Source organism: Nocardiopsis sp. MG754419 (genome assembly GCF_018207095.1).
Taxonomy (GTDB): domain Bacteria; phylum Actinomycetota; class Actinomycetes; order Streptosporangiales; family Streptosporangiaceae; genus Nocardiopsis.
Genome location: NZ_QOCZ01000108.1, coordinates 1 through 18,813, shown reverse-complemented (window position 1 = coordinate 18,813; position 18,813 = coordinate 1). Strand labels below are relative to the sequence as shown.

The following is an 18,813-nucleotide window of genomic DNA, read 5'->3' as shown; positions in this document are numbered from 1 at the left end:
ACCCCCGACCCCGCCACCCGATCCCGCCGCTCGGCGGACGCGGCACGGGCGACCTGGCTGGCCGGTGACGAGGGGCGCGCCCGTCGGGTGCTGGAGCACGCCGTTCCCCTCTCCGACCACGCCGAAATCCTGCGTGCCGAGATGGACCTGCGCTCCGGCGTGGCGCTCGACGCGTGCCAACGCCTGGACGGAACCGCGGACCGGTTGGCCGACCTCGACCCCGGCACCGCCCTCGAACTGCTGTACCAGGCGGGCGAGGCCGGATGCCTGTCCGGGGACCACGAACGCTTCTTCGCGACCGCCGAGCGCGCGCGTGCGCTGGGGGTGGACGAGGAGACCGATCCGCCACGACACCGCCTGATCCTCGACTACATGACCGGCAAGGCCGCGCTCTTCCAGGGCCGTCACCGCGAGGGGATGGTCGCCCTGGGACGGGCCCAGGAAGCGGCCGTCGCCGCGGACGATCCCCGCTCCCTCGTCATGGGCGGGATCGCCGGGCTGCTCCGGGGCGATCACGTCGGCACCCGTGCGCTCGCGGGCCGGGCGGCCGCGGTGGCCCGCCGCACGGGCGCGCTCGCCCTGGTCCCCCAGGCCCTGGAGTTCCTCACGTACGCCGAGCTGTGGTTCGGTCGCCTGGTCCTGGCGGAGGAGAGCGCGACCGAGGGGCTGCGTCGGGCCGTCGAGACCGGGCAGTGGAACTGCGCCAGCCACCACCGTGCCGCGCTGGCCCTGGTGGCGGCGGTGCGCGGAGAGGAGGAGACGTGCCGCGCGCACGCCGGGACGGCGTTGTCCCTGGCCCGTGAGCACGACGTCGGACTGCCCGCGGGACTGGCCGCCTGGGCCCTGGCCCAACTCGACCTGGGCGCCGAACGCACGGCGGAGGCCGCCATGAGGTTGCGGGTGTTGGCCCGGTCCGGCCCCGGAAGCGGACACGCGGCGGTGCGCCTGCTCATCACACCGCACCTGGTGGAGGCGTCCGTGCTCGGCGGGGTGGACGTCCGCGTGCTACCGGCGGTGGAGACCTTCGCGGGGTGGGCCGAGGCCACCGGTAACGACACCGCGCGGGCCCTCGTGCTGCGCTGTCGGGCGCTGTTGTCCGAGGGTGAGGAGGCCGACGGCCACTTCGCCCGGGCCCTGGAACTGCACGCCTCCGGCTACTGCGACCTGGAGGAGGCCCGCACCCGCCTGCTCTACGGGGGGCATCTGCGGCGCTCGCGGCATCCCGGTCGGGCGAGGGAGCACCTGTACGTCGCCCTGGAGGCCTTCGAGCGCCTCGGTGCCCTGCCCTGGGCCCGGAGGGCGTCGGAGGAACTCCGGGCCGCCCGTGGCAGTGTCGCGGCGCGGGAACCGGGTGGGCACGACCGGCTCAGTCCACAGCAGTCGCGCATCGCCCAGCACGTGGCGGGCGGGGCGACCAACCGCGAGGTGGCCGCGCGCCTGCACCTGAGCATTCGCACGGTCGATCACCACCTGCGCAACATCTACAGCAAGCTGGGGATCCGCTCCCGCGTGGAACTCTCCCGGCTGGTCGGCACTTAGGTCCTGCCTGCTCGGGGCTTGTGCCCCGCTGCGCTTCGGCCGGTGTTCGGGCGCCCCACGGCACGGCGGGAACCTTCGGCGCCTCCGGGGGCACGCCCGTCCCGCACCTGGTGCGGCCGCCGGGCGAGTGCCGGGCCGCGGGTTCTCAGGCGCCGTCGAGCAGTTCGTACACGGAGCCGGTCACCGCGGCGTAGACGCCGTGGTGCAGCAGGTCCAGCCCGATCTCCGTCGGCGACCAGTGCCACAGGGGCGGGGCCGTGTCCGTGGCCGGAAGCATGACCTGCGCACTCCCCCACACCAGACCGAGGTGGACGAGGGTCGCGGCGGGGCCGCTCAGGCCGAGGGCGCCCACCAGTCCCCGGGCGCCGCCCCACCCCGTTCCGTACCCCCAGTGCACGGCGGTGGCGAAGCGCCCGCCGGCCGGATCGTCGACCGGTCGCACCCGTAGGACCTCGCCCGCGGCGTGGGCCGGTGCGGAACTCGCGCCGCGCCGGCGCAGTCGAGCCTCCAGGGTGCTGGAGACCGTCATCGCGGCGGTGCCCACCGCCCCGGCGAGCAGCCCTCGGCCGAGCGCGGAGGACACATGGGCGAGTGTCGTGATGGCCTTCATGTCCGTTCCCTTCCCCTGCGGTGGTCCCTGGGGTCGGGTGTGTCCCGGACCCGTCCGGCCCCTGCCCGCCCTGAGGAGAACGGACGCCGACCGCGTCGATTCCTTGCCAAGAGTTGGGTCCGGGAAGGGGTGCGGGAGGTGCCCGGAACGGGGCGCCGGCGGGGCATGGAAGAGGGGGACGTGCGCGGTGACGTGCGGTCACCGTGCCGCGCCGACGGGATTCGGTGTTTCACGTGAAACACCACGTCGGCGCGTGCGTCGCCCCGGTGGGCCGTGGGGCGCTTCCGGCCGCCGTGCCCGCGGCGGCCGGAGGCACCGACGTCAGGCGTCGCGGACCTGGTCTTCGCGCTCGACCACCGGGGGCAGGACCGACCACGGGAAGTTGATCCAACGGTCGGTGTGCTTCCACACGTACTCGCACTTGATGAGCGACTGCGGCTTCTCGTAGACGACCGCGCTGCGGACCTCGGCGACGTGCGCGGCACAGAAGTCGTGCACGAGCTTGAGGGTCTTGCCGGTGTCGGCGACGTCGTCGGCGACCAGCACCTTCTTGTTGCTCAGGTCGACCACGTTGGGGACCGGGGGGAGCATGACGGGCATGTCGAGGGTCGTGCCGACCCCGGTGTAGAACTCCACGTTCATCACGTGCAGGTTCTTGACGTCCAGGGCGTAGCCCAGGCCGCCGGCGACGAACAGGCCGCCCCGGGCGATCGACAGGATGATGTCCGGCTCGAAGCCGTCGTCGGCGATCGCCTGGGCCATCTCCCGCATCGCGGTGCCGAAGAGCTCGTAGGTCAGGTTCTCGCGCTCGTCGCTCACGGTCTGGTTCTCCCTGGTAGCCCTTGCGGTGTTCGGTGCGTGCGGAATGCCCCGCAGGTCAGGCCGCTCTCCGCACCGATCCATGCTAACGACGCCCCGGTGTCGGGCCGTCGGCGCGGTGGGTCTGGCGGGCGTCGGCCCGGAGGTGAACCGTGGTGGGGCCGGGGTGGCCGCCTCGGGGGTGCGGCGAGGGTCACGTGACTTGGAGTCCTGGGCCACATGTCCATGCGGAACGGTGTCCTGGGTCACATGGCTGGACGTTTTGATCATCATCGCGCCCGTTCTCGCGACATCTTCTTGATTCTGTCCGGTTTGTGGCGAACAGATGGCCGGAAACAGCACCATGTCTGCATACAGATCTTTTGTGCACCAGGAGGTTGCAGCATGGGTGGACACCAGGGCCTACTCCCCTCCGAGGAGCCCCTCCGGCTGCTCGACGAGCAGGGGAGCCGGGTCGACGGCTCCGGACTCCCGATGCCCGACCACCGACGTCTGTTGGAGGTGTACACCTCCCTGGTGATCGGCCGCAGGGTCAACGACCAGGCGGGCGCGCTCGTCCGTCAGGGCCGCCTCGCCGTCTACCCCTCCTCCCATGGACAGGAGGCCTGCCAGACCGGTGCCGCGCTCGCGCTCGCCGACGGTGACTGGCTCTTCCCGACCTACCGTGACACCGCCGCCGTCATCGCGCGCGGCGTCGACCCGGTCGAGGTCCTCACCCTCCTCAAGGGCGACTGGCACTCGGGTTACGACCCCTACGCCCACAACGTCGCGCCCCAGGCGACCCCACTCGCCACCCAGTTGCTGCACGCCGTGGGCGTCGCCCACGCGGCCCGCCTGCGCGGTGAGGACACCGTGGTCATGGCGTTGTGCGGCGACGGCGCCACCAGTGAGGGCGACTTCCACGAGGCGCTCAACTTCGCCGCGGTGTTCAAGGCCCCGGTCGTGTTCTTCGTGCAGAACAACGAGTACGCCATCTCCGTGCCCCTGGCGCGGCAGAGCGCCGCCCCCTCCCTCGCCCACAAGGGCGTGGGCTACGGGGTCGACGGTGAACGCGTGGACGGCAACGACCCCGCCGCGGTCCTGGCCGTCCTGGAGCAGGCCGTCGAGGCCGCCCGCTCCGGTGCGGGCCCCCGACTGGTCGAGGCCCACACCTACCGGATGCAGGCGCACACCAACGCCGACGACGACACCCGCTACCGCGACAGCGGCGAGGTCGACCCGTGGGTGGAGCGCGACCCGCTGCTGCGTCTGGAGAAGTACCTCAAGCGCAAGCGCGTGCTCACCAAGGCCCGCCGGTCCGAGATCACCGAGGCCGCCGAAGCGGTCGCCGCCCACATGCGCGAGGGCGTCGCGAAGGACGTGGACCCCGAACCCGCCGAGCTGTTCGCGCACGTGTTCGCCGACCCCACCCCGCAGCTGACCGAGCAGGCCGCCTTCCTGGCCGACGAACTGAGCCGAGAGGGCAACTGACGATGGCGACCGAGAAGCTCTCCATGGCGCAGGCGCTCAACCGGGCGCTGCGCGACTCCCTCGCCGAGGATCCCTCCGTGTACGTGTTCGGTGAGGACGTCGGCCCGCTCGGTGGTGTCTTCCGTATCACCGACGGTCTGACCGCCGAGTTCGGTGAGGACCGCTGCTTCGACACCCCGCTGGCCGAGTCCGGCATCGTCGGTATGGCCGTGGGCATGGCGATGAACGGTATGCGCCCGGTGGTCGAGATGCAGTTCGACGCCTTCGCCTACCCGGCCTTCGAGCAGATCGCCAGCCACGTGGCCAAGACCCGCAACCGCACCCGTGGCCGGGTCGGCCTGCCCATGGTCATCCGGGTCCCCTTCGCCGGCGGTATCGGTGGTGTCGAGCACCACTGCGACTCCTCCGAGGCCTACTACGCCCACACCCCGGGGCTGAAGGTCGTCACCCCGGCCACCCCCGAGGACGCCTACTTCCTGCTGCGCGAGGCCATCGCCTCACCCGACCCGGTCGTGTTCATGGAGCCCAAGAAGCTCTACTGGGCCAAGGACGAGGTGGACGTCGACCGGCCCGCCCCGGCCCTGGGCAAGGCCGTCGTCCGCAGGGAGGGCACCGACGCCACCCTCATCGCCTACGGCCCCTCGGTGCCCACCGCGTTGGAGGCCGCCGAGGCCGCCGCCCAGGAGGGGCGCAGCCTCCAGGTCGTGGACGTGCGTTCCCCCGTGCCCTTCGACGACGAGACGGTGTGCGCCGCCGTGCGCTCCACCGGCCGCGCCGTCGTGGTCGCCGAGGCGAGCGGCTACGCCAGTGTCGCCTCCGAGATCGTCGCCCGGGTCACCGAGCGCTGCTTCCACTCCCTGGCCGCCCCGGTCCGTCGGGTCACCGGCTTCGACATCCCCTTCCCCCCGCCCAAGCTGGAGCGCTTCCAGCTGCCCGGTGTGGACCGCATCCTCGACGCCGTCGACGACCTGCAGTGGGAGGACCAGTGACCGCCCAGATCTTCGACCTGCCCGATCTCGGGGAGGGACTGACCGAGGCCGAGGTGGTCCGGTGGCTGGTCGCCGTCGGCGACACCATCACCCTCGACCAGCCGATCGCCGAGGTGGAGACGGCCAAGTCGATCGTCGAGGTCCCCTCCCCCTTCGCCGGGACCGTCGCGGTCCTGCACGGGGGCGAGGGCGAGGTGATGGCGGTCGGTCGCCCGCTCATCACCGTGGAGTCCGGGACGGACCCGTCCCCGGCGCCTCCCGCCCCCACGGCCCCGGTCGCCACGGCCCCGGTGGCCACGGCCCCGGTGGCCGCGGCCCCGGTGGCCGAGCCCCGCGTCGACACCGCGGGCGAGCGCTACCGCGAGGAGGAGCGCGCCGGCACGGGTTCGGGCAACGTTCTCATCGGCTACGGGACCCCCGAGTCCCAGGCCACCGGACGGCGCCGCCGCCCCCGCTCCCACCCGTCGGCGCGTGGTGCCCGGCCGCCGGCCCCGTCGCGCCGGGTCCCGCTGGTCACCTCTCCCCTGGTCCGCCAGATGGCCCGGGAGGCCGGCCTGCGCGTGTCCGAGATCCCGGGCAGCGGCCCCGGAGGGCTCGTCACCCGGCGCGACGTACGCTCCGCGATCGAGGCGGCCGGTGCCACCACCGCTCCGGCCCCGTCCGCCCCGGTCGCGGTCCCCACCCGGACGACGCCCGTCGCCGCCCCACCACGGGAGGTGCCGGGTACGACCCCGGCACCGGTCGAGCCGGGAGCCCTCGACACCCGCACCGGACTCGTCGAGTCCCGACGGGCCCCGATGGGCGCCTTCCGCAGGACCGTGGCCGCCTCGCTCTCCCGAAGTCGCCGGGAGATCCCCGAGGCGACCGTGTGGGTGGACGTCGACGCCACCGCGTTGGTCGAACTGCGCGGGTCGGATCCCGAGGGTCCGGGGCTGCTCGCCTACGTGGCCCGGTTCGTCCTGGCCGGACTACGCGCCCATCCCGAGCTGAACGGGCTCGTGGACACCGAGCGCGAGGAACTCGTCCAGTACGACGGGGTCAACCTCGGCTTGGCCGTCCAGACCGACCGCGGTCTGGTCGCGCCCGCCGTGATGGGCGCGCACCGGCTCACCACCGCCGAGCTGGACACCGAGATCAGGGAGCTCACGCGGCTGGCCCGCGAGGGCAGGGTCGAGCCCGCCCGACTCACGGGCGGCACGTTCACCCTGAACAACTACGGTGCGCTGCGCGTCGACGGGAGCGCCGCGATCATCAACCACCCCCAGGTGGCGATCCTCGGCCTCGGCCGGATCATCGACCGCCCGTGGGTCGTCGACGGAGAGCTGACGGTCCGCAAGATCACCCAGCTGTCCTTCGCCTTCGACCACCGGGTGTGCGACGGCGGTGCGGCCGCGGGCTTCATGCGCGTGGTCGCCGACGCCATGGAGAACCCGGCCAAGGCCATCGCCCGCCTGTAGGCCGGGTGCACGGACGGAGCGCCTCGGACGGGAGTCGGCACCCACCGGGGCGCTTCCCCGTTCCGTGTCCTCGTGAGGTCTCCGCCGGTGCCCCCGTCCCGTTTCCGGACACCCGAGGAGCCGGGAACTCTCTCCGCCCACGACGGGAGGGCGCGTCCCTCACGAGGCCGCCCCCGGAACCGCACCGTGTTCATCGAGAGCACGGCCCAGGCCTTCGTGTACAAGAGCACCCCCGGTGGTGCGGCACCCGGACCCTAGGCCAGCGCGGCGTGCATCCGGCGCAGGCGGGGGCCGAACGCGCCGCGGATCGCCGTGGCGGCGGCCAGGTCGCCCACCGGTCCCAGCCCGGTGCTGATCTCCACCACGTCGGTGTGCCGGGTGCCCTCACCGCGCGCCTCGACGACGTGGGTGTGCCGCCAGTACCGGAACGGTCCGCGTACCTGGAGGTCGCTGAAGGAGCGTCCCTCCTCGTAGGCGTCGATGACGGCGGTCCACCGCACCGGGTACCGACCGGCCACGCCCCAACGCAGGTCCATGACCCCGCCCGCCTCGAAGGGGGCGGGCCAGGACAGCACCTCCACGCCCGGGGGCATGGCGTCCAGGAAACCCTCCTGGCTGAGGATCAGCGCGAACACGCGCTCCACCGGGGCGTCGAAGTCCTCGGTCACCCGCAGTGTCGTGGTCCGCCTCGGTCGGATCCGCCGGTCCCGCTCGGGCATGGCTCTCCCCTTTCGCCGGCCACCAGCATGGCAGGGGCCGGGCCCGGACACGAGGGTCCCGACCCGGCCCGTCGCGCGGACGACCGCGCCGACGCCGACTACGCGCTCAGGAAACGCACCAGGATCTCGTTGAGGCGGTCCCCATGGGTCCACAGCAGGCCGTGCGGGGCGCCCTCGATCTCCACGTACTCCGCGGAGGGCAACAGCGCGGAGAACCTGCGGCCCGTCGCGTCCACCGGGAGGATGCGATCGGCCGTGCCGTGCACGATGAGCGTGGGCACGTCGATGCGCGGGATGTCGGAGCGGAAGTCCGTGGGCCAGGTCAGGGGGCAGACGGCGGAGGCCACAGCGCCCGAACCGGCCGCGGTCGTCCAGCTGTTGCGGACGGCCTCCTCACTGATCCGCTCGCCCAGGTTCTCGTCCAGGTTGTAGAAGTTCTTCAGGAACTCGGTGAAGTACGCGTACCGGTCGCTCTCGACCTGGGACACGATGTCCTTGAAGAAGGAGAGCGGTGCCGCCCCGTCCGGGTTGTCGTCGGTCTGGAGCAGATACGGCTCCAGCGAGCCCAAGAACACGGCCTTGGCGATCCGGTCGGACCCGTAGGTGCTGAGGTAGCGGGCGACCTCCCCGGTGCCCATCGAGAACCCGACCAGTGCCGCGTCCCGCAGGTCCAGGGCCTCCAACAGGGTGTTCAGGTCGGCCGCGAAGGTGTCGTAGTCGTAGCCGGTGGAGGGGTGCGAGGACTGTCCGAATCCCCTCCGGTCGTAGGTGATCACGCGGTGGCCGGACTCCAGCAGCGCGGCGGTCTGCCGCTCCCAGGAGCGGCCGTCGAGCGGGTACCCGTGGATGAGGACGACCGGTCGGCCGCTCCCCTGGTCGTCGTAGTGCAGCTCGATCCGGTCACTGTTCTCCGTGCCGACGGTGATGCGTCCCATGCTTCCCCCAAAGCGTTCGGGAACGACGGTCGTCACAGCATCCCACCGTGGCCTTGGCCGGAGCACGACCCCGCGCGGCGGGCGACGGCGTGTCGCGCGGGCGCGTCGACGGTCGGTCGGCGCGCCCGCGCGCGGTGTCTACGCGTCGCCCTTGGCGACCAGGGTGAGTACGTCGTAGGTGGCGACGGCCTCCCCGTCCTGGTCGGTGACGATCGCGTCCCAGCGCACCTCGCCGTAGTCGGCGTTGGTGCGCGGGGTGATCTGCTTCGCGGTCAGCGTCACCTTGATGACCGCGTCCTCCTTCACCGGTGTGAGGAAGCGCAGGTGGTCGACGCCGAAGTTGGCCAGTACCGGCCCCGGGGCCGGGTCCACGAACAGGCCGGCGGCCAACGACACCACGAGGTAGCCGTGCGCCACGATCCCCCCGAACAGCGGGTTGGCGGCGGCGGCCTCCTCGTCGGTGTGCGCGTAGAACGTGTCACCGGTGAACTCGGCGAAGTGGTCGATGTCGGCGCGGGTCACGGTGCGCTCCGCCGAGGCGATGGTGTCCCCGACCCGCAGTCGCGACAGGTCCTTGCGGAACGGGTGCTCGTCGCCGACGGCCCGGCGCGATCCCGTGGTCCAGTGCCCGGTGACGGCCGTGATCATGTCCGGCGAGCCCTGGATCGCCGTGCGCTGCATGTGGTGTTTGACGCCGCGCACACCACCCATCTCCTCGCCGCCGCCGGCGCGTCCGGGACCACCGTGCACCAGCACGGGCAACGGTGAACCGTGGCCGGTGGACTCCGCGGCGTCGTCCCGGTCGAGCACCAGGAGGCGGCCGTGCCAGGGGGCCACGCCCAGGACGACCTCGCGGGCCACGACCTCGTCGTGGGTGACCAGGGATCCGACCAGGCTGCCCTTGCCGAGCGCGGCCGTCTCCACGGCCTCGGCCACGGTGTCGTAGGTGATGATCGTGCTGACCGGGCCGAAGGCCTCGACCTCGTGCGGTTCCCGGGCCCCGGGCTCGGCGCGCAGCAGGATCGGCGACATGAACGCGCCTGACCCGTCGTCGGCGCCGGTCACCTCGACCCGCTCGGGGTCGCCGAACACCAGCGCGCTGGAGGTGCGCAGGGCCTTGACCGCCTTGCGGACCTCCTCACGCTGGTCCAGGGAGACCAGGGCGCCCATACGGACGTCGGGGTGGTCGGCCGCGCCCACCGTCACCCGGGACAGGCGGGCGACGAGGGCCTCGGTGACCGCCTCGGCCATCGAGGAGGGCACGATCACGCGCCGGATGGCGGTGCACTTCTGACCCGCCTTGACGGTCATCTCGGTGACGACCTGCTTCACGAACAGGTCGAACTCGGGGTCCTCGACCGTCACGTCCGGACCGAGGATCGAGCAGTTGAGGGAGTCGGCCTCCACGTTCAGCTGGACACCGCCGCTCACCACGTTCGGGTGGTTGCGCAGGATCGCGCCGGTGGCCGCCGAACCGGTGAAACCGACGATGTCCTGGGGGCCCAGCTGATCCAACAGGCCCCGGTGGCTGCCCACCAGCAGTTGGAGGGAGCCCTCGGGCAGCAGCCCGGACTCGATGATCCGCCGCACCACGGCGACCGTCAGGTACGCGGTCTGGCCGGCCGGCTTGACGATGCTCGGCAGACCCGCGAGGAAGGCCGGGGCGAGCTTCTCCAACATGCCCCAGACGGGGAAGTTGAAGGCGTTGATCTGCACGGCCACGCCGGGGCGGGAGGTGTAGACGTGCTGGGCGACGAAGGTGCCGCCCTTGCTCAGCCGTTCGAGGGGACCGTCCAGGATCACCGTGGAGTTGGGGAGTTCGCGGCGACCCTTGCTGGAGAAGCCGAAGAGGGTGCCGAAGCCGCCGTCGACGTCGACCATCGTGTCGCGAGCGGTCGCGCCGGTCCGGTGCGAGAGGGCGTAGAACTCGTCCTTGTGCCCCATCAGGTGCTTGGCGACCTCCTTGAGGAGGTTGGCGCGCTGGTGGAAGGTGAGCGCGCGCAGGGCGGGGCCGCCGACGGAGCGCGCGTGGTCGATCATCCCGGCGACGTCGGGACCGTTCCGAGAGATCCGGGCGACGGTCTCCCCGGTGTTCGCGTCGGCCAGGGGCGTGCCCTCGTCGGTGGGGGTGAACCACGACCCCTGGGCGTAGCTCTCCAGTACTTGGGACACCTGACGGTCCTCTCGTCGGCGGGTGGGTCTGGTGCGAACAGTATTACAGACCGATCGGTCAGTAAATAGGCGCACACCCCGCGAACCCGGCCTCACCAGTGCTTTCCGGGCCCGCCTCCGCAAAGGGGGGACACGGGTGTCCAGGGTGCTCGATCGCCCGGCGGAGGGGTCTCTATCGTGTGGCCATGACCGACTACGCCCGGATGTACCGTCTCGGCCTCACCCCCTGGGAACGCTATGGTCCCGCCGCCGGCGCACAACTCCGTCCTCGGCTCGAACGCGAGGCGCGCGAGCGTGGCAACGGCCCGCGGCGGGCGTTGGACATCGGCTGCGGCCGCGGAATGTTCACCCCCGAACTCGCCCGACACGGCTGGGAGGCCGTCGGTGTCGACCTGGTGCCGCAGGCCATCGACGCCGCGCGCGGCAGTGCGCCCGAGGGCGTCACCTACGTCGTCGGGGACGCGACCGACCTGGAGTCGGCCGGACTGGGGACCTTCGACCTGTTCCTCGACATCGGGTGTTTCCAGGGGTTGGACACCGCACAGAGAGCGGCCCAGGGCAGGGGCGTGACCGCGCTCGCCGCACCGGAGGCCACACTGGTGATGCTCGCCTTCGGCCCCTCGATCTATCGACGGCTCGTCGAGGGCGTCTCCCGGGTGGAGGTGGAGTCCGCGTTCCCCGCGTGGGAGCTCACCGACGTGGAGGAGGCGACCACCGAAGGTCTGGGGTGGCCGATGAACCGCACCTCTCCGCAGTGGTACCGCTTCCGCCGCACCGCCCGGTGATCCTCACCCCCGGGCACGCGCGCTGATCGCGGGGCGGCGGGTGTCCCTGTCGCCAGGTCGCCCTGTCGCCAGGTCGCCCTGTCGCCAGGTCGTCATGTCGACAAGGAGCCGGGTCGACGGGGCGCCGGGTCGGCCTCGTCGTGTGCCGGTCGGTCCCCCGAACGATCGGTGCCTCCGGCCCTCCCCCGCGCTCCCGGGTCCCCCGCCGCCGAGGGCCTGCCCCCGGGTGGGCGAGCGCACCGCACGCGCCCGCTCGTGAGGAACCCGCCCGCGACTCCCGGGCCATCCCGCGGACTCCGGGGACGGACGCCGCGTACACCCGCGGCCCGGGTCGGAACCGACCCGGGCCGCGCCGTGACCACAGGGCGATGTGTCGACACATCGACCCCGGGACGCTACTTCGTCAGGGACAACACCTCGGCACCCGGCAGCTCCGCCAACAGCGGGCCCGGGACCCGCAGCTTGGACGCGCGCAGCCCACTGCCCACCACCACCCACGGGGTGTCGTGGACGGTCTTGTCCACCAGGATCGGCCACCCCTGCGGCAGGCCGAAGGGCGTGATGCCCCCGTACTCCATCCCGGTCATGCCGGTCGCCTCGTCCATCGGGGCGAAGGACGCCTTGCGCGCTCCCAGGTGGCGGCGGAGGACGCCGTTGACGTCGGCGCGTTGCGTGGCCGCGACCATGCACGCCGCGTACACCACCTCGCCGCCCCTCTTGGCCGCCAGCACCACACAGTTGGCGCTGGCGGCCAGGTCCTGCCCGTAGCGCTCACAGAAGGCCGCCGTGTCGGCCACCTCCGGATCGATCGCCGCGGCCCGAACCGACCCGTCGAACCTGGCCACCGCGGCACGTACCGGGTCCGCCATCAGTTCAGGGTGGTCCAGCGCGGGCACCCACCTGATCCGCTCCGTCATGGCCGCTCCCCACTCGCGTTCCGCACCGTGCGGCACCATGATGCCGCACGGTCGGGAGTGGAACGGGCCGTACCCGACCCGCGTGACCCCGGGTTCGGAGGATGGACATCTCCCGGGGGTCGCGCCGTGTCGCTCACGTGTCGCGGCCGGGGGCGGTCAGGCGTGGACGTGGTGCCGGCGCAGGATCGCCTCCGCGAGCGCGCCGAGCCCCTCCGCACGGTGGCCGGGCCATCCGTGCACCACGTCCAGATACGCGGCGGGGATGGCCGAACGTCCCCACTTGGCACCGACCAGGGCCCCGGCGATGGCGGCCACGGTGTCGGTGTCGTCGCCCGCGTGCACCGCTGCGGCGACGGGAGAGGTGAAACGGTCGGGGTCGGTGGCGGCCACGGGGGTGTGGACGATCGCCGACCAGGCCGCCTGGAGGGCCCGCACCACGAACCCGTTCGGCGCGAAGGCGGCCGGCGGCTCGCGCTCCGCCTCGTCCAGCCACCCCGCCCAGTCGTCGCGGGCCGCCGCAGGCAGCAGGTCCAGTCCGGCGCGCGGACCGCCGTGGTCACCGTGCACGATCGCGCGCCGCACCGCCTCGCACCACAGCACACACGCCTGGGCGGCCAACGGATCCCCGTGCGTGAGATGGCTGTACCGGGCGGCGCTCTCGGCCAGGCCCCCGGGGTCGTCCAGGTGGGCCAGCGCCAAGGGCGCGGTGCGCATCAGCGACCCGTTGCCGGCGCACCGCTCCCCCGCCCCGTACATCCGGTCGGCGTGGTCGGTCATGACCACGGCGGCGTCGTCACCGCCCTCGGTGACGACACGTTCGGTGGACCTCAACAGCCGGGAGGTCTGCACGCCCACGTCGGAGGCGCCCTCGCGGAGCCAGGTCAGGAAGGCCCGCGCGGTCTGCTCCAGGGCCTCGGGGGAACGGGGATCGTCATGGTCCCGGAGCGCCGCGGCGACGCACACCGCCATCTGTGTGTCGTCGGAGTACTCCCCCGGCGCGTAGGGACCCAGGCCGCCACCGATCATCTCCGGTGCCCGGTCCGAGGCCAGGCGTGGGGCGAACTCGTAGGGGACCCCGAGAGCGTCGCCGCACGCGGCTCCCAACAGGGTTCCGGTGGCGCGGTCGGTCACGTCGGAGGAGATCACGGTGCCTCGCAGGGGGCGGGAAGGGTCGGTGGGCTCAGCCTAGCGTTCGCCGAACGTCCGCATCCGTCCTGATAGAGGAAGTTACGCGGGGATTCGGGCCCGTACAATCCGACCCATGACCCCCGACCCCCACAGCGGCCTCGTGCTGCACGGGCACGTGCACGTCGGTGAACGCCTGCGCGGAGACGGAACGGTGTCCGTCTTCTCCGCGCACGACACCGACACCGATCGGCCCGTCACGGTGACCCTCCTCGACCCCCGGGTCGCCGCCGAGCCCGCGCACGCGCAGGCGTTCCTCGACCGCGCGCGCGACCTCGCCGGACTCGACACCCCCGGCCTGAACCGGGTCCTCCGCCAGGGTCGCGACGGCGACCACGTGGCCATGGTCTCCGAGCATGTTCCGGGCGAGAACATCGCGGCCCGGCTCGAAGGGGGAGAACGGGGGCTCCGCTACAGCCCGCACGCCGCGCTGGCGGTCGTCATCGACGTGCTCACCGCGCTCAACGAGGCCCACGACCAAGGGGTCGTCCACGGGGGGCTGGGCCCGCGCGGCGTCGTCCTGGGCGAGGACGGTCGGGCGACCGTGACCGGCTTCCGGATGATCGACGTGGACGGGATCACCCCGCGCACCGACGTCCACGCCGTCGGCTCCCTCCTCCACGCCCTGGTGACGGGCGCGCTCCGGATCGACGGGGACACGGTGCCGCGCCCCTCCGCCCTGGTCCCCGATCTCCCGCCCGAGCTGGACACGCTCGTCGAGACGGCCACGCACAACGACCCGCGCCAGAGGCCCCGTGACGCCGGACAGTACCTCGGCATGGTCGAACAGGTCCTGCGCTCCCTCCCGGGACCGGACGGCGACACCGGCCCCGACACCCTCCCGATCCCCGTGGTCGGGGCGGCGGAAGCGCCCGCCGCGCCGCGTCCCACACCCCTGTGGCGCCGAACCCCGATCGTCGCGACCGCGGGTGTCCTGGCCTTGGCCCTCCTCGTCACGGGATGGGTACTGGTGCGCGACGACGCCGTCGCACTGCCCGATCTCACCGGGTACTCCCAGGAGCGGGCCGAAACGGAGCTCGCCGCACTGGAGTTGGGGCTCGGTTCCTCCTTCGACGACGCCTACAGCGACGACGTCGAGCCGGGCGGCGTGGCCGAGACCGACCCGGCCGCCGGGACGGAACTGCGCGAGGGCGACACCATCCTGTTGTCCCTGTCCATCGGTCCGCGCCACGTCACGATCCCCGATGTCGAGGGTGAGCCCGAGTCGGAGGCCCGCACCCTCCTGAGGGAGGCCGGCTTCACCCGGGTCACGGTGGTCCAGGAGTACTCCGCGGACCACGATCCCGGGACCGTCCTGTCCACCACCCCGGAGGTCGGCGAGGACGGCGATCGGGAGGAGGAGGTCACGCTCCACGTCAGTGAAGGCGTCCTCGTGCCCACACTCACCGGCATGGGCAGGGACGAGGCGACCACCGCCCTGGAGGGGCTGGGACTGACCGCCACCGTGGTGGAGGCGCACAGCGACAGCGTCCCCGAGGGACAGATCGGCGGACAGGACCCCGAACCCGGCACGATCCTGCCCGAGGACGGCGGCGTCACCCTCACGGTGTCCCTCGGTCCGGAGGAGATCGAAGAGGCCGAGGAGGTCGACCCCGACCCGCGGGACGACGAGGGCGAGGATGAGGTCGAGGAGACCGTGTCGTGCTCCGGTGATGCCTGGGACCCGCGGACGACCTACGACGCCGGCGACCGCGTCCACTTCGAGGGGCGCGAGTACGAGGCCCGCTGGTGGATCCAGGGCCTCCCGCCCGGCATCGCCGCCGAGTGGAGCGCCTGGTCCGACCAGGGGGCCTGCTGAGGCACGGACGGTCGGCCCGTGTGCGCCTGCCGGGCCGCGTGCCCCGTCCGGCGCACGCGCGCCGGCGGCGACGCCGGACGGAAAGGCCCGTCAGGGCGGGAGGTCGGCCCGGTGGTCGCGCGCCACGTGTGCGATCGGTCCCGGCGCCAAGGCCCCGGGGCCTCCCGAGCACGGGCGCGTGGGCCCTGCGGCCGCACGCGCCGGAACCGAAGCCGGAAGCCGGCCCACGGGAGGGAACGCGCGACCTCCGGGGGTGGGGCCCTCACGCGGCCACGGGGCACGCCCCGAGACGGACCGGATCACGTCCGCCCACGGCCCGCCGCTCTCGTCAGCCGCCGCCCTGATCGCCCAGCAGATCCACGCCCTGGTCGAGCAGACCGTGCAGGTGCAGGGCCAGTTGCAGCTCCAGCGCGCGGTCGGGGCGCTGCCAGTCCGCCCCGATCAACTGCCCGATGCGCTCCAGACGCTGCCCCACCGTGTTCACGTGGATGTGCAGGTCGTCCTTGGCGCGGGACAGGTTCCCCCCGGCCGCGAAGTAGGCGCGCAGGGTCTCCACCAGCAGCGTCCCCCGCCGTTCGTCGTACTCCAGCAGCGGACCGATCGCCACGGAGACGAAACCGGACACGTCCCGGTTCTGGCTCAGCAACAGCCCCGAGAACCCCAGGTCCTCGACGGTCGCGGCGTCACCCTCCCGGCCCAGAGCCCGCAGGGTCTGGAGGCACCGGACCGCCTCGGCGAACGCCTCCCGGAAACCCCCGAGGCCCTCGGTGGGCCCGGCCGACCCCGTGGTCACCGGGCCGTTGGCGGCCGAGGCCAGCTCGGCGCTCACCCGTGCGCCCACCTCCGACGGGTCCGTTCCCGGCAGCGCCAACACCAGTCGGCCGCCCCGGTTCGCCGCCAGGCCACCGGTCGTCTCGGCCACGAACGTGGCCGCCGACCGCAACCGCTGCGGATCCGCCCCCGCCGCCTCGGCCACCACCAGCACGTGCGGGGCGTCCAGATCGGCGTGCAACAACGCCGCCCGCTGACGCAACGACACCGGGTCGCGTGCCGGCACCTCCAACAACTCGTCCAACAGGTCGCCGCGGACCCGGTGCTCGGTCTCGCTCACCGAACGGCGGATGAGCAACAGCAGCGCCGTCACCATGGCGGCGCGCTCCAGCACCCGCTGGTCCGTGCCGTCCAGCTCCACACCGCGCAGGACCAGGCTCCCCAGGGGTTCGCCACCGGCCGCCGCGGCCGCCACCCACGTGTCCTCCACCGCCACCGCCCGGCCACTGGACAGGGAGGAGAGCACCGCCTCGGCGAGCTCGTCGTCCCCCTCCGTCAGCGGATCGCCGCCCGGAGCCGGTTCGCCCACCTCCCCCGAGGGCGAGGCCGTCACCGACACCTCCGACGTGCGGTCGTGGATCCGCACCGCACCGCCCAGGACCTCCGCGACCGCGGCCGCGACCTCTCGCACCCCGCCACCGTCCAGCACCAGGTCGGTGAACCGGTCGTGCGCCGCCGCCGAGCGCTCCACCGAGGCCGTGTGCCGTTGCAACCGCTCGTTGACCGTGTGCAGCTCGTCCAGGGCCCGCCGTGTGTCGTCGATCAGGTTCGCGTTGTCGATAGCGATCGCCGCGTGGGTGGCCAACGACGACAACAACGCCACCTCCGAGTGCGCGAAGGGCCGCTCCCGACGGTTCGCGGCGAACAGCACGCCCACCCCGCGCCCGTTCATCTTCAACGGCACACCCAGGATCGCCACCAGACCCTCTTCACGCACCGCGTGGTCGATGTTCTCCGCGTGCTCGAACCGGGGGTCGGCGAAGTAGTTCGCGGTCACGTACGGCATCCCGGTCGTGGCCACCAGACCGCCCAGCCCCCGGCCCGGAGCCAGCCGCAACTGTTGGAAGACCGCCGACACCGAACCCGAGGTCACCCGCATGTAGGTGTCCCCCGCCTCCGCGTCGCTCAGCGTCAGGTAGGACGCGTCCGTGCCGAGCAGGTGCCGGGCCCGTTCCACGATCGCCTGCAGGACCTGGTCCAGGCTGCGCATCCCGGCCAGGTCGTTGGCGGTCTCGAACAGCGCGCTCAACTCCGACTCGCGCCGTTGCCGGTTCCGCAGCACCGATCGGACCCGCAACGCCGCGAACTTGGCATCCTCCAGCGCCGCGACCGTCGCCGCGTCCGCACCGCCCGAACGCGCGCGGAGCACCGGCCGCTCGTACTCCACGGCCGGTGCGTCGCGCAGCAGCAGTTCCAGGAAGAACGCCTGCTGACCGGCGTCCGGGGCGCCGTCCCCACGCGGGGATTCCGGGGTGGTGTTCAGCTCGCGCTCCAAGCTCCGTCGACGGGGAGGGACGCTCCGTTGATGAACGAGGCGTCGTCACTGCACAAGTAGACGACCAGTTCGGCCACCTCCTCGGGTTCGATGAGCCGCTTGACGGGGGTCCGCGCCAACAGGACCTCCGAGACCACGCGTTCCTCGGGCATGCCGTGCGCCGCGGCCTGCTCGGCGATCTGCTTCTCCACCAGCGCGGTGCGCACGTAACCGGGGTTGACGCAGTTGGAGGTCACCCCCTGGCCCGCGCCCTCCAGAGCGACCACCTTGGAGAGCCCCTCCAGCCCGTGCTTGGCGGACACGTAGGCCGACTTGTAGGGCGAGGCGCGCAGACCGTGCACGGAGGAGATGTTGACGAACCGCCCCCAGCCGCGCGCGTACATGTGCGGCAACGCCCCCCGCACGACACGGAACGGCGCTTCGACCATGAGGCGCAGGATCAGCGAGAAGCGCTCCGGCGGGAAGTCCTGTACCGGGGCGACCGTCTGCACCCCGGCGTTGTTGACCACGATGTCCGCGCCGCGTGCGGCCTCCTCCGCGGCGTCGAGGTCGGTCAGGTCCAGTTCGACGGCCTCGCCCACGCCCTCCTCGGCGAGCGCGGCGAGCGCCGCACCGTCGACGTCGACCAGGCGGACGGTGGCCCCGGCCGCCGACAGGCGGCGGGCGCAGGCCAGACCGATGCCACCGGCCGCGCCGGTCACCAGTGCCGTCCTGCCGGTGAGGTCGACCTGGGCGGTGTGGGGGGAAACCTCGGGGCCGGGGGTGCGTGCCGCCGGCTGCGACAGGATCTCGTGCGTCGTCATGTCAGCAAACTAGGCCGGGGCGGGTGCGCGGGGGATGGCCGCGACGGACACACCCTCGGGATGGAACATGTGGTGATCGACCATGGGCGTCGGCCCTCCTGTGGGGTTCCCACGCTGCCAGGATAGGTGACCGGGGTCACGAGCACATGGTGCGGGGGTCACCACCCTCCCTAGGCTGAGCGGCACGGTTCGGCCGAACCCTCCCGCTCGCCGATCGAACCCCTCGGAGCAGCGTCATGCACCCCCAGGCCCCCGCACCTCCGCCCTC

At 72.7% G+C, this 18,813-nt stretch carries 15 protein-coding genes; 6 read left to right on the top strand and 9 right to left on the bottom strand.

What is annotated here, in order from left to right; genetic code table 11:
• Window positions 1-1,539, top strand: a 1,539-nt coding sequence (locus DSY14_RS19250) for a helix-turn-helix transcriptional regulator (RefSeq protein WP_249188134.1), incomplete at its 5' end; no start/stop codon positions are given.
• Window positions 1,540-1,684: 145 nt separating this feature from the next.
• Here DSY14_RS19250 and DSY14_RS19245 read toward each other — a convergent pair.
• Together DSY14_RS19245 and DSY14_RS19240 are read right to left on the bottom strand one after the other, a co-directional pair.
• Window positions 1,685-2,149 (bottom strand): hypothetical protein, encoded by a 465-nt coding sequence (locus tag DSY14_RS19245; RefSeq protein WP_211717984.1) that lies wholly within the window; start codon window positions 2,147-2,149, stop codon window positions 1,685-1,687.
• Between the two features lie 321 nt (window positions 2,150-2,470).
• Entirely contained in the window at window positions 2,471-2,968 is a 498-nt protein-coding gene (locus DSY14_RS19240) for a phosphoribosyltransferase (protein ID WP_211717983.1), read from the bottom strand.
• A gap of 384 nt (window positions 2,969-3,352) precedes the next feature.
• Between DSY14_RS19240 and pdhA the strand changes: the two genes are divergently transcribed.
• From pdhA to DSY14_RS19225, 3 genes are read left to right on the top strand one after another with little or no spacing between them, the layout of a single operon-like run.
• Complete coding sequence (gene pdhA / locus DSY14_RS19235; RefSeq protein ID WP_211717982.1) at window positions 3,353-4,438, top strand: pyruvate dehydrogenase (acetyl-transferring) E1 component subunit alpha; 1,086 nt, start codon at window positions 3,353-3,355, stop codon at window positions 4,436-4,438.
• 2 nt (window positions 4,439-4,440) lie between these two features.
• Window positions 4,441-5,427 (top strand): alpha-ketoacid dehydrogenase subunit beta, encoded by a 987-nt coding sequence (locus DSY14_RS19230; RefSeq protein ID WP_211717981.1) that lies wholly within the window; start codon window positions 4,441-4,443, stop codon window positions 5,425-5,427.
• On the top strand, window positions 5,424-6,884 hold the full coding sequence (locus tag DSY14_RS19225; RefSeq protein ID WP_211717980.1) for a dihydrolipoamide acetyltransferase family protein: 1,461 nt from the start codon (window positions 5,424-5,426) through the stop codon (window positions 6,882-6,884). Before DSY14_RS19230 ends, DSY14_RS19225 begins: the two co-directional genes overlap by 4 nt.
• Before the next feature lie 254 nt (window positions 6,885-7,138).
• Here the strand turns inward: DSY14_RS19225 and DSY14_RS19220 are convergent, their stop codons facing one another.
• The 3 genes from DSY14_RS19220 to paaZ all read right to left on the bottom strand — a co-directional run bounded on the left by DSY14_RS19220 (window position 7,139) and on the right by paaZ (window position 10,710).
• Complete coding sequence (locus DSY14_RS19220) at window positions 7,139-7,603, bottom strand: SRPBCC family protein (protein WP_211717979.1); 465 nt, start codon at window positions 7,601-7,603, stop codon at window positions 7,139-7,141.
• Window positions 7,604-7,701: 98 nt separating this feature from the next.
• On the bottom strand, window positions 7,702-8,538 hold the full coding sequence (locus DSY14_RS19215) for an alpha/beta fold hydrolase (RefSeq protein ID WP_211717978.1): 837 nt from the start codon (window positions 8,536-8,538) through the stop codon (window positions 7,702-7,704).
• 138 nt (window positions 8,539-8,676) lie between these two features.
• Entirely contained in the window at window positions 8,677-10,710 is a 2,034-nt protein-coding gene (gene paaZ, locus DSY14_RS19210) for a phenylacetic acid degradation bifunctional protein PaaZ (RefSeq protein ID WP_211717977.1), read from the bottom strand.
• A gap of 185 nt (window positions 10,711-10,895) precedes the next feature.
• Here paaZ and DSY14_RS19205 point away from each other — a divergent pair, with 185 nt between their 5' ends.
• Entirely contained in the window at window positions 10,896-11,495 is a 600-nt protein-coding gene (locus tag DSY14_RS19205) for a bifunctional 2-polyprenyl-6-hydroxyphenol methylase/3-demethylubiquinol 3-O-methyltransferase UbiG (protein WP_249188133.1), read from the top strand.
• A gap of 395 nt (window positions 11,496-11,890) precedes the next feature.
• Here the strand turns inward: DSY14_RS19205 and DSY14_RS19200 are convergent, their stop codons facing one another.
• Both DSY14_RS19200 and DSY14_RS19195 read right to left on the bottom strand, forming a co-directional pair.
• Window positions 11,891-12,412 (bottom strand): YbaK/EbsC family protein, encoded by a 522-nt coding sequence (locus tag DSY14_RS19200; protein ID WP_211717976.1) that lies wholly within the window; start codon window positions 12,410-12,412, stop codon window positions 11,891-11,893.
• A 156-nt stretch (window positions 12,413-12,568) separates the two neighbouring features.
• Window positions 12,569-13,558, bottom strand: a complete 990-nt coding sequence (locus tag DSY14_RS19195) for an ADP-ribosylglycohydrolase family protein (RefSeq protein WP_307851275.1) — start codon at window positions 13,556-13,558, stop codon at window positions 12,569-12,571.
• Window positions 13,559-13,673: 115 nt separating this feature from the next.
• Between DSY14_RS19195 and DSY14_RS19190 the strand changes: the two genes are divergently transcribed.
• On the top strand, window positions 13,674-15,416 hold the full coding sequence (locus DSY14_RS19190) for a PASTA domain-containing protein (protein WP_211717975.1): 1,743 nt from the start codon (window positions 13,674-13,676) through the stop codon (window positions 15,414-15,416).
• 328 nt (window positions 15,417-15,744) lie between these two features.
• Here DSY14_RS19190 and DSY14_RS19185 read toward each other — a convergent pair whose 3' ends face one another.
• Both DSY14_RS19185 and DSY14_RS19180 read right to left on the bottom strand, forming a co-directional pair.
• Window positions 15,745-17,742: a GAF domain-containing protein gene (locus DSY14_RS19185; protein WP_211717974.1), complete on the bottom strand. Its 1,998-nt coding sequence runs from the start codon at window positions 17,740-17,742 to the stop codon at window positions 15,745-15,747.
• On the bottom strand, window positions 17,727-18,545 hold the full coding sequence (locus tag DSY14_RS19180; protein WP_211717973.1) for a 3-hydroxybutyrate dehydrogenase: 819 nt from the start codon (window positions 18,543-18,545) through the stop codon (window positions 17,727-17,729). The genes DSY14_RS19185 and DSY14_RS19180 overlap by 16 nt, the downstream gene beginning before the upstream one ends.
• Window positions 18,546-18,813: the final 268 nt, after the last annotated feature.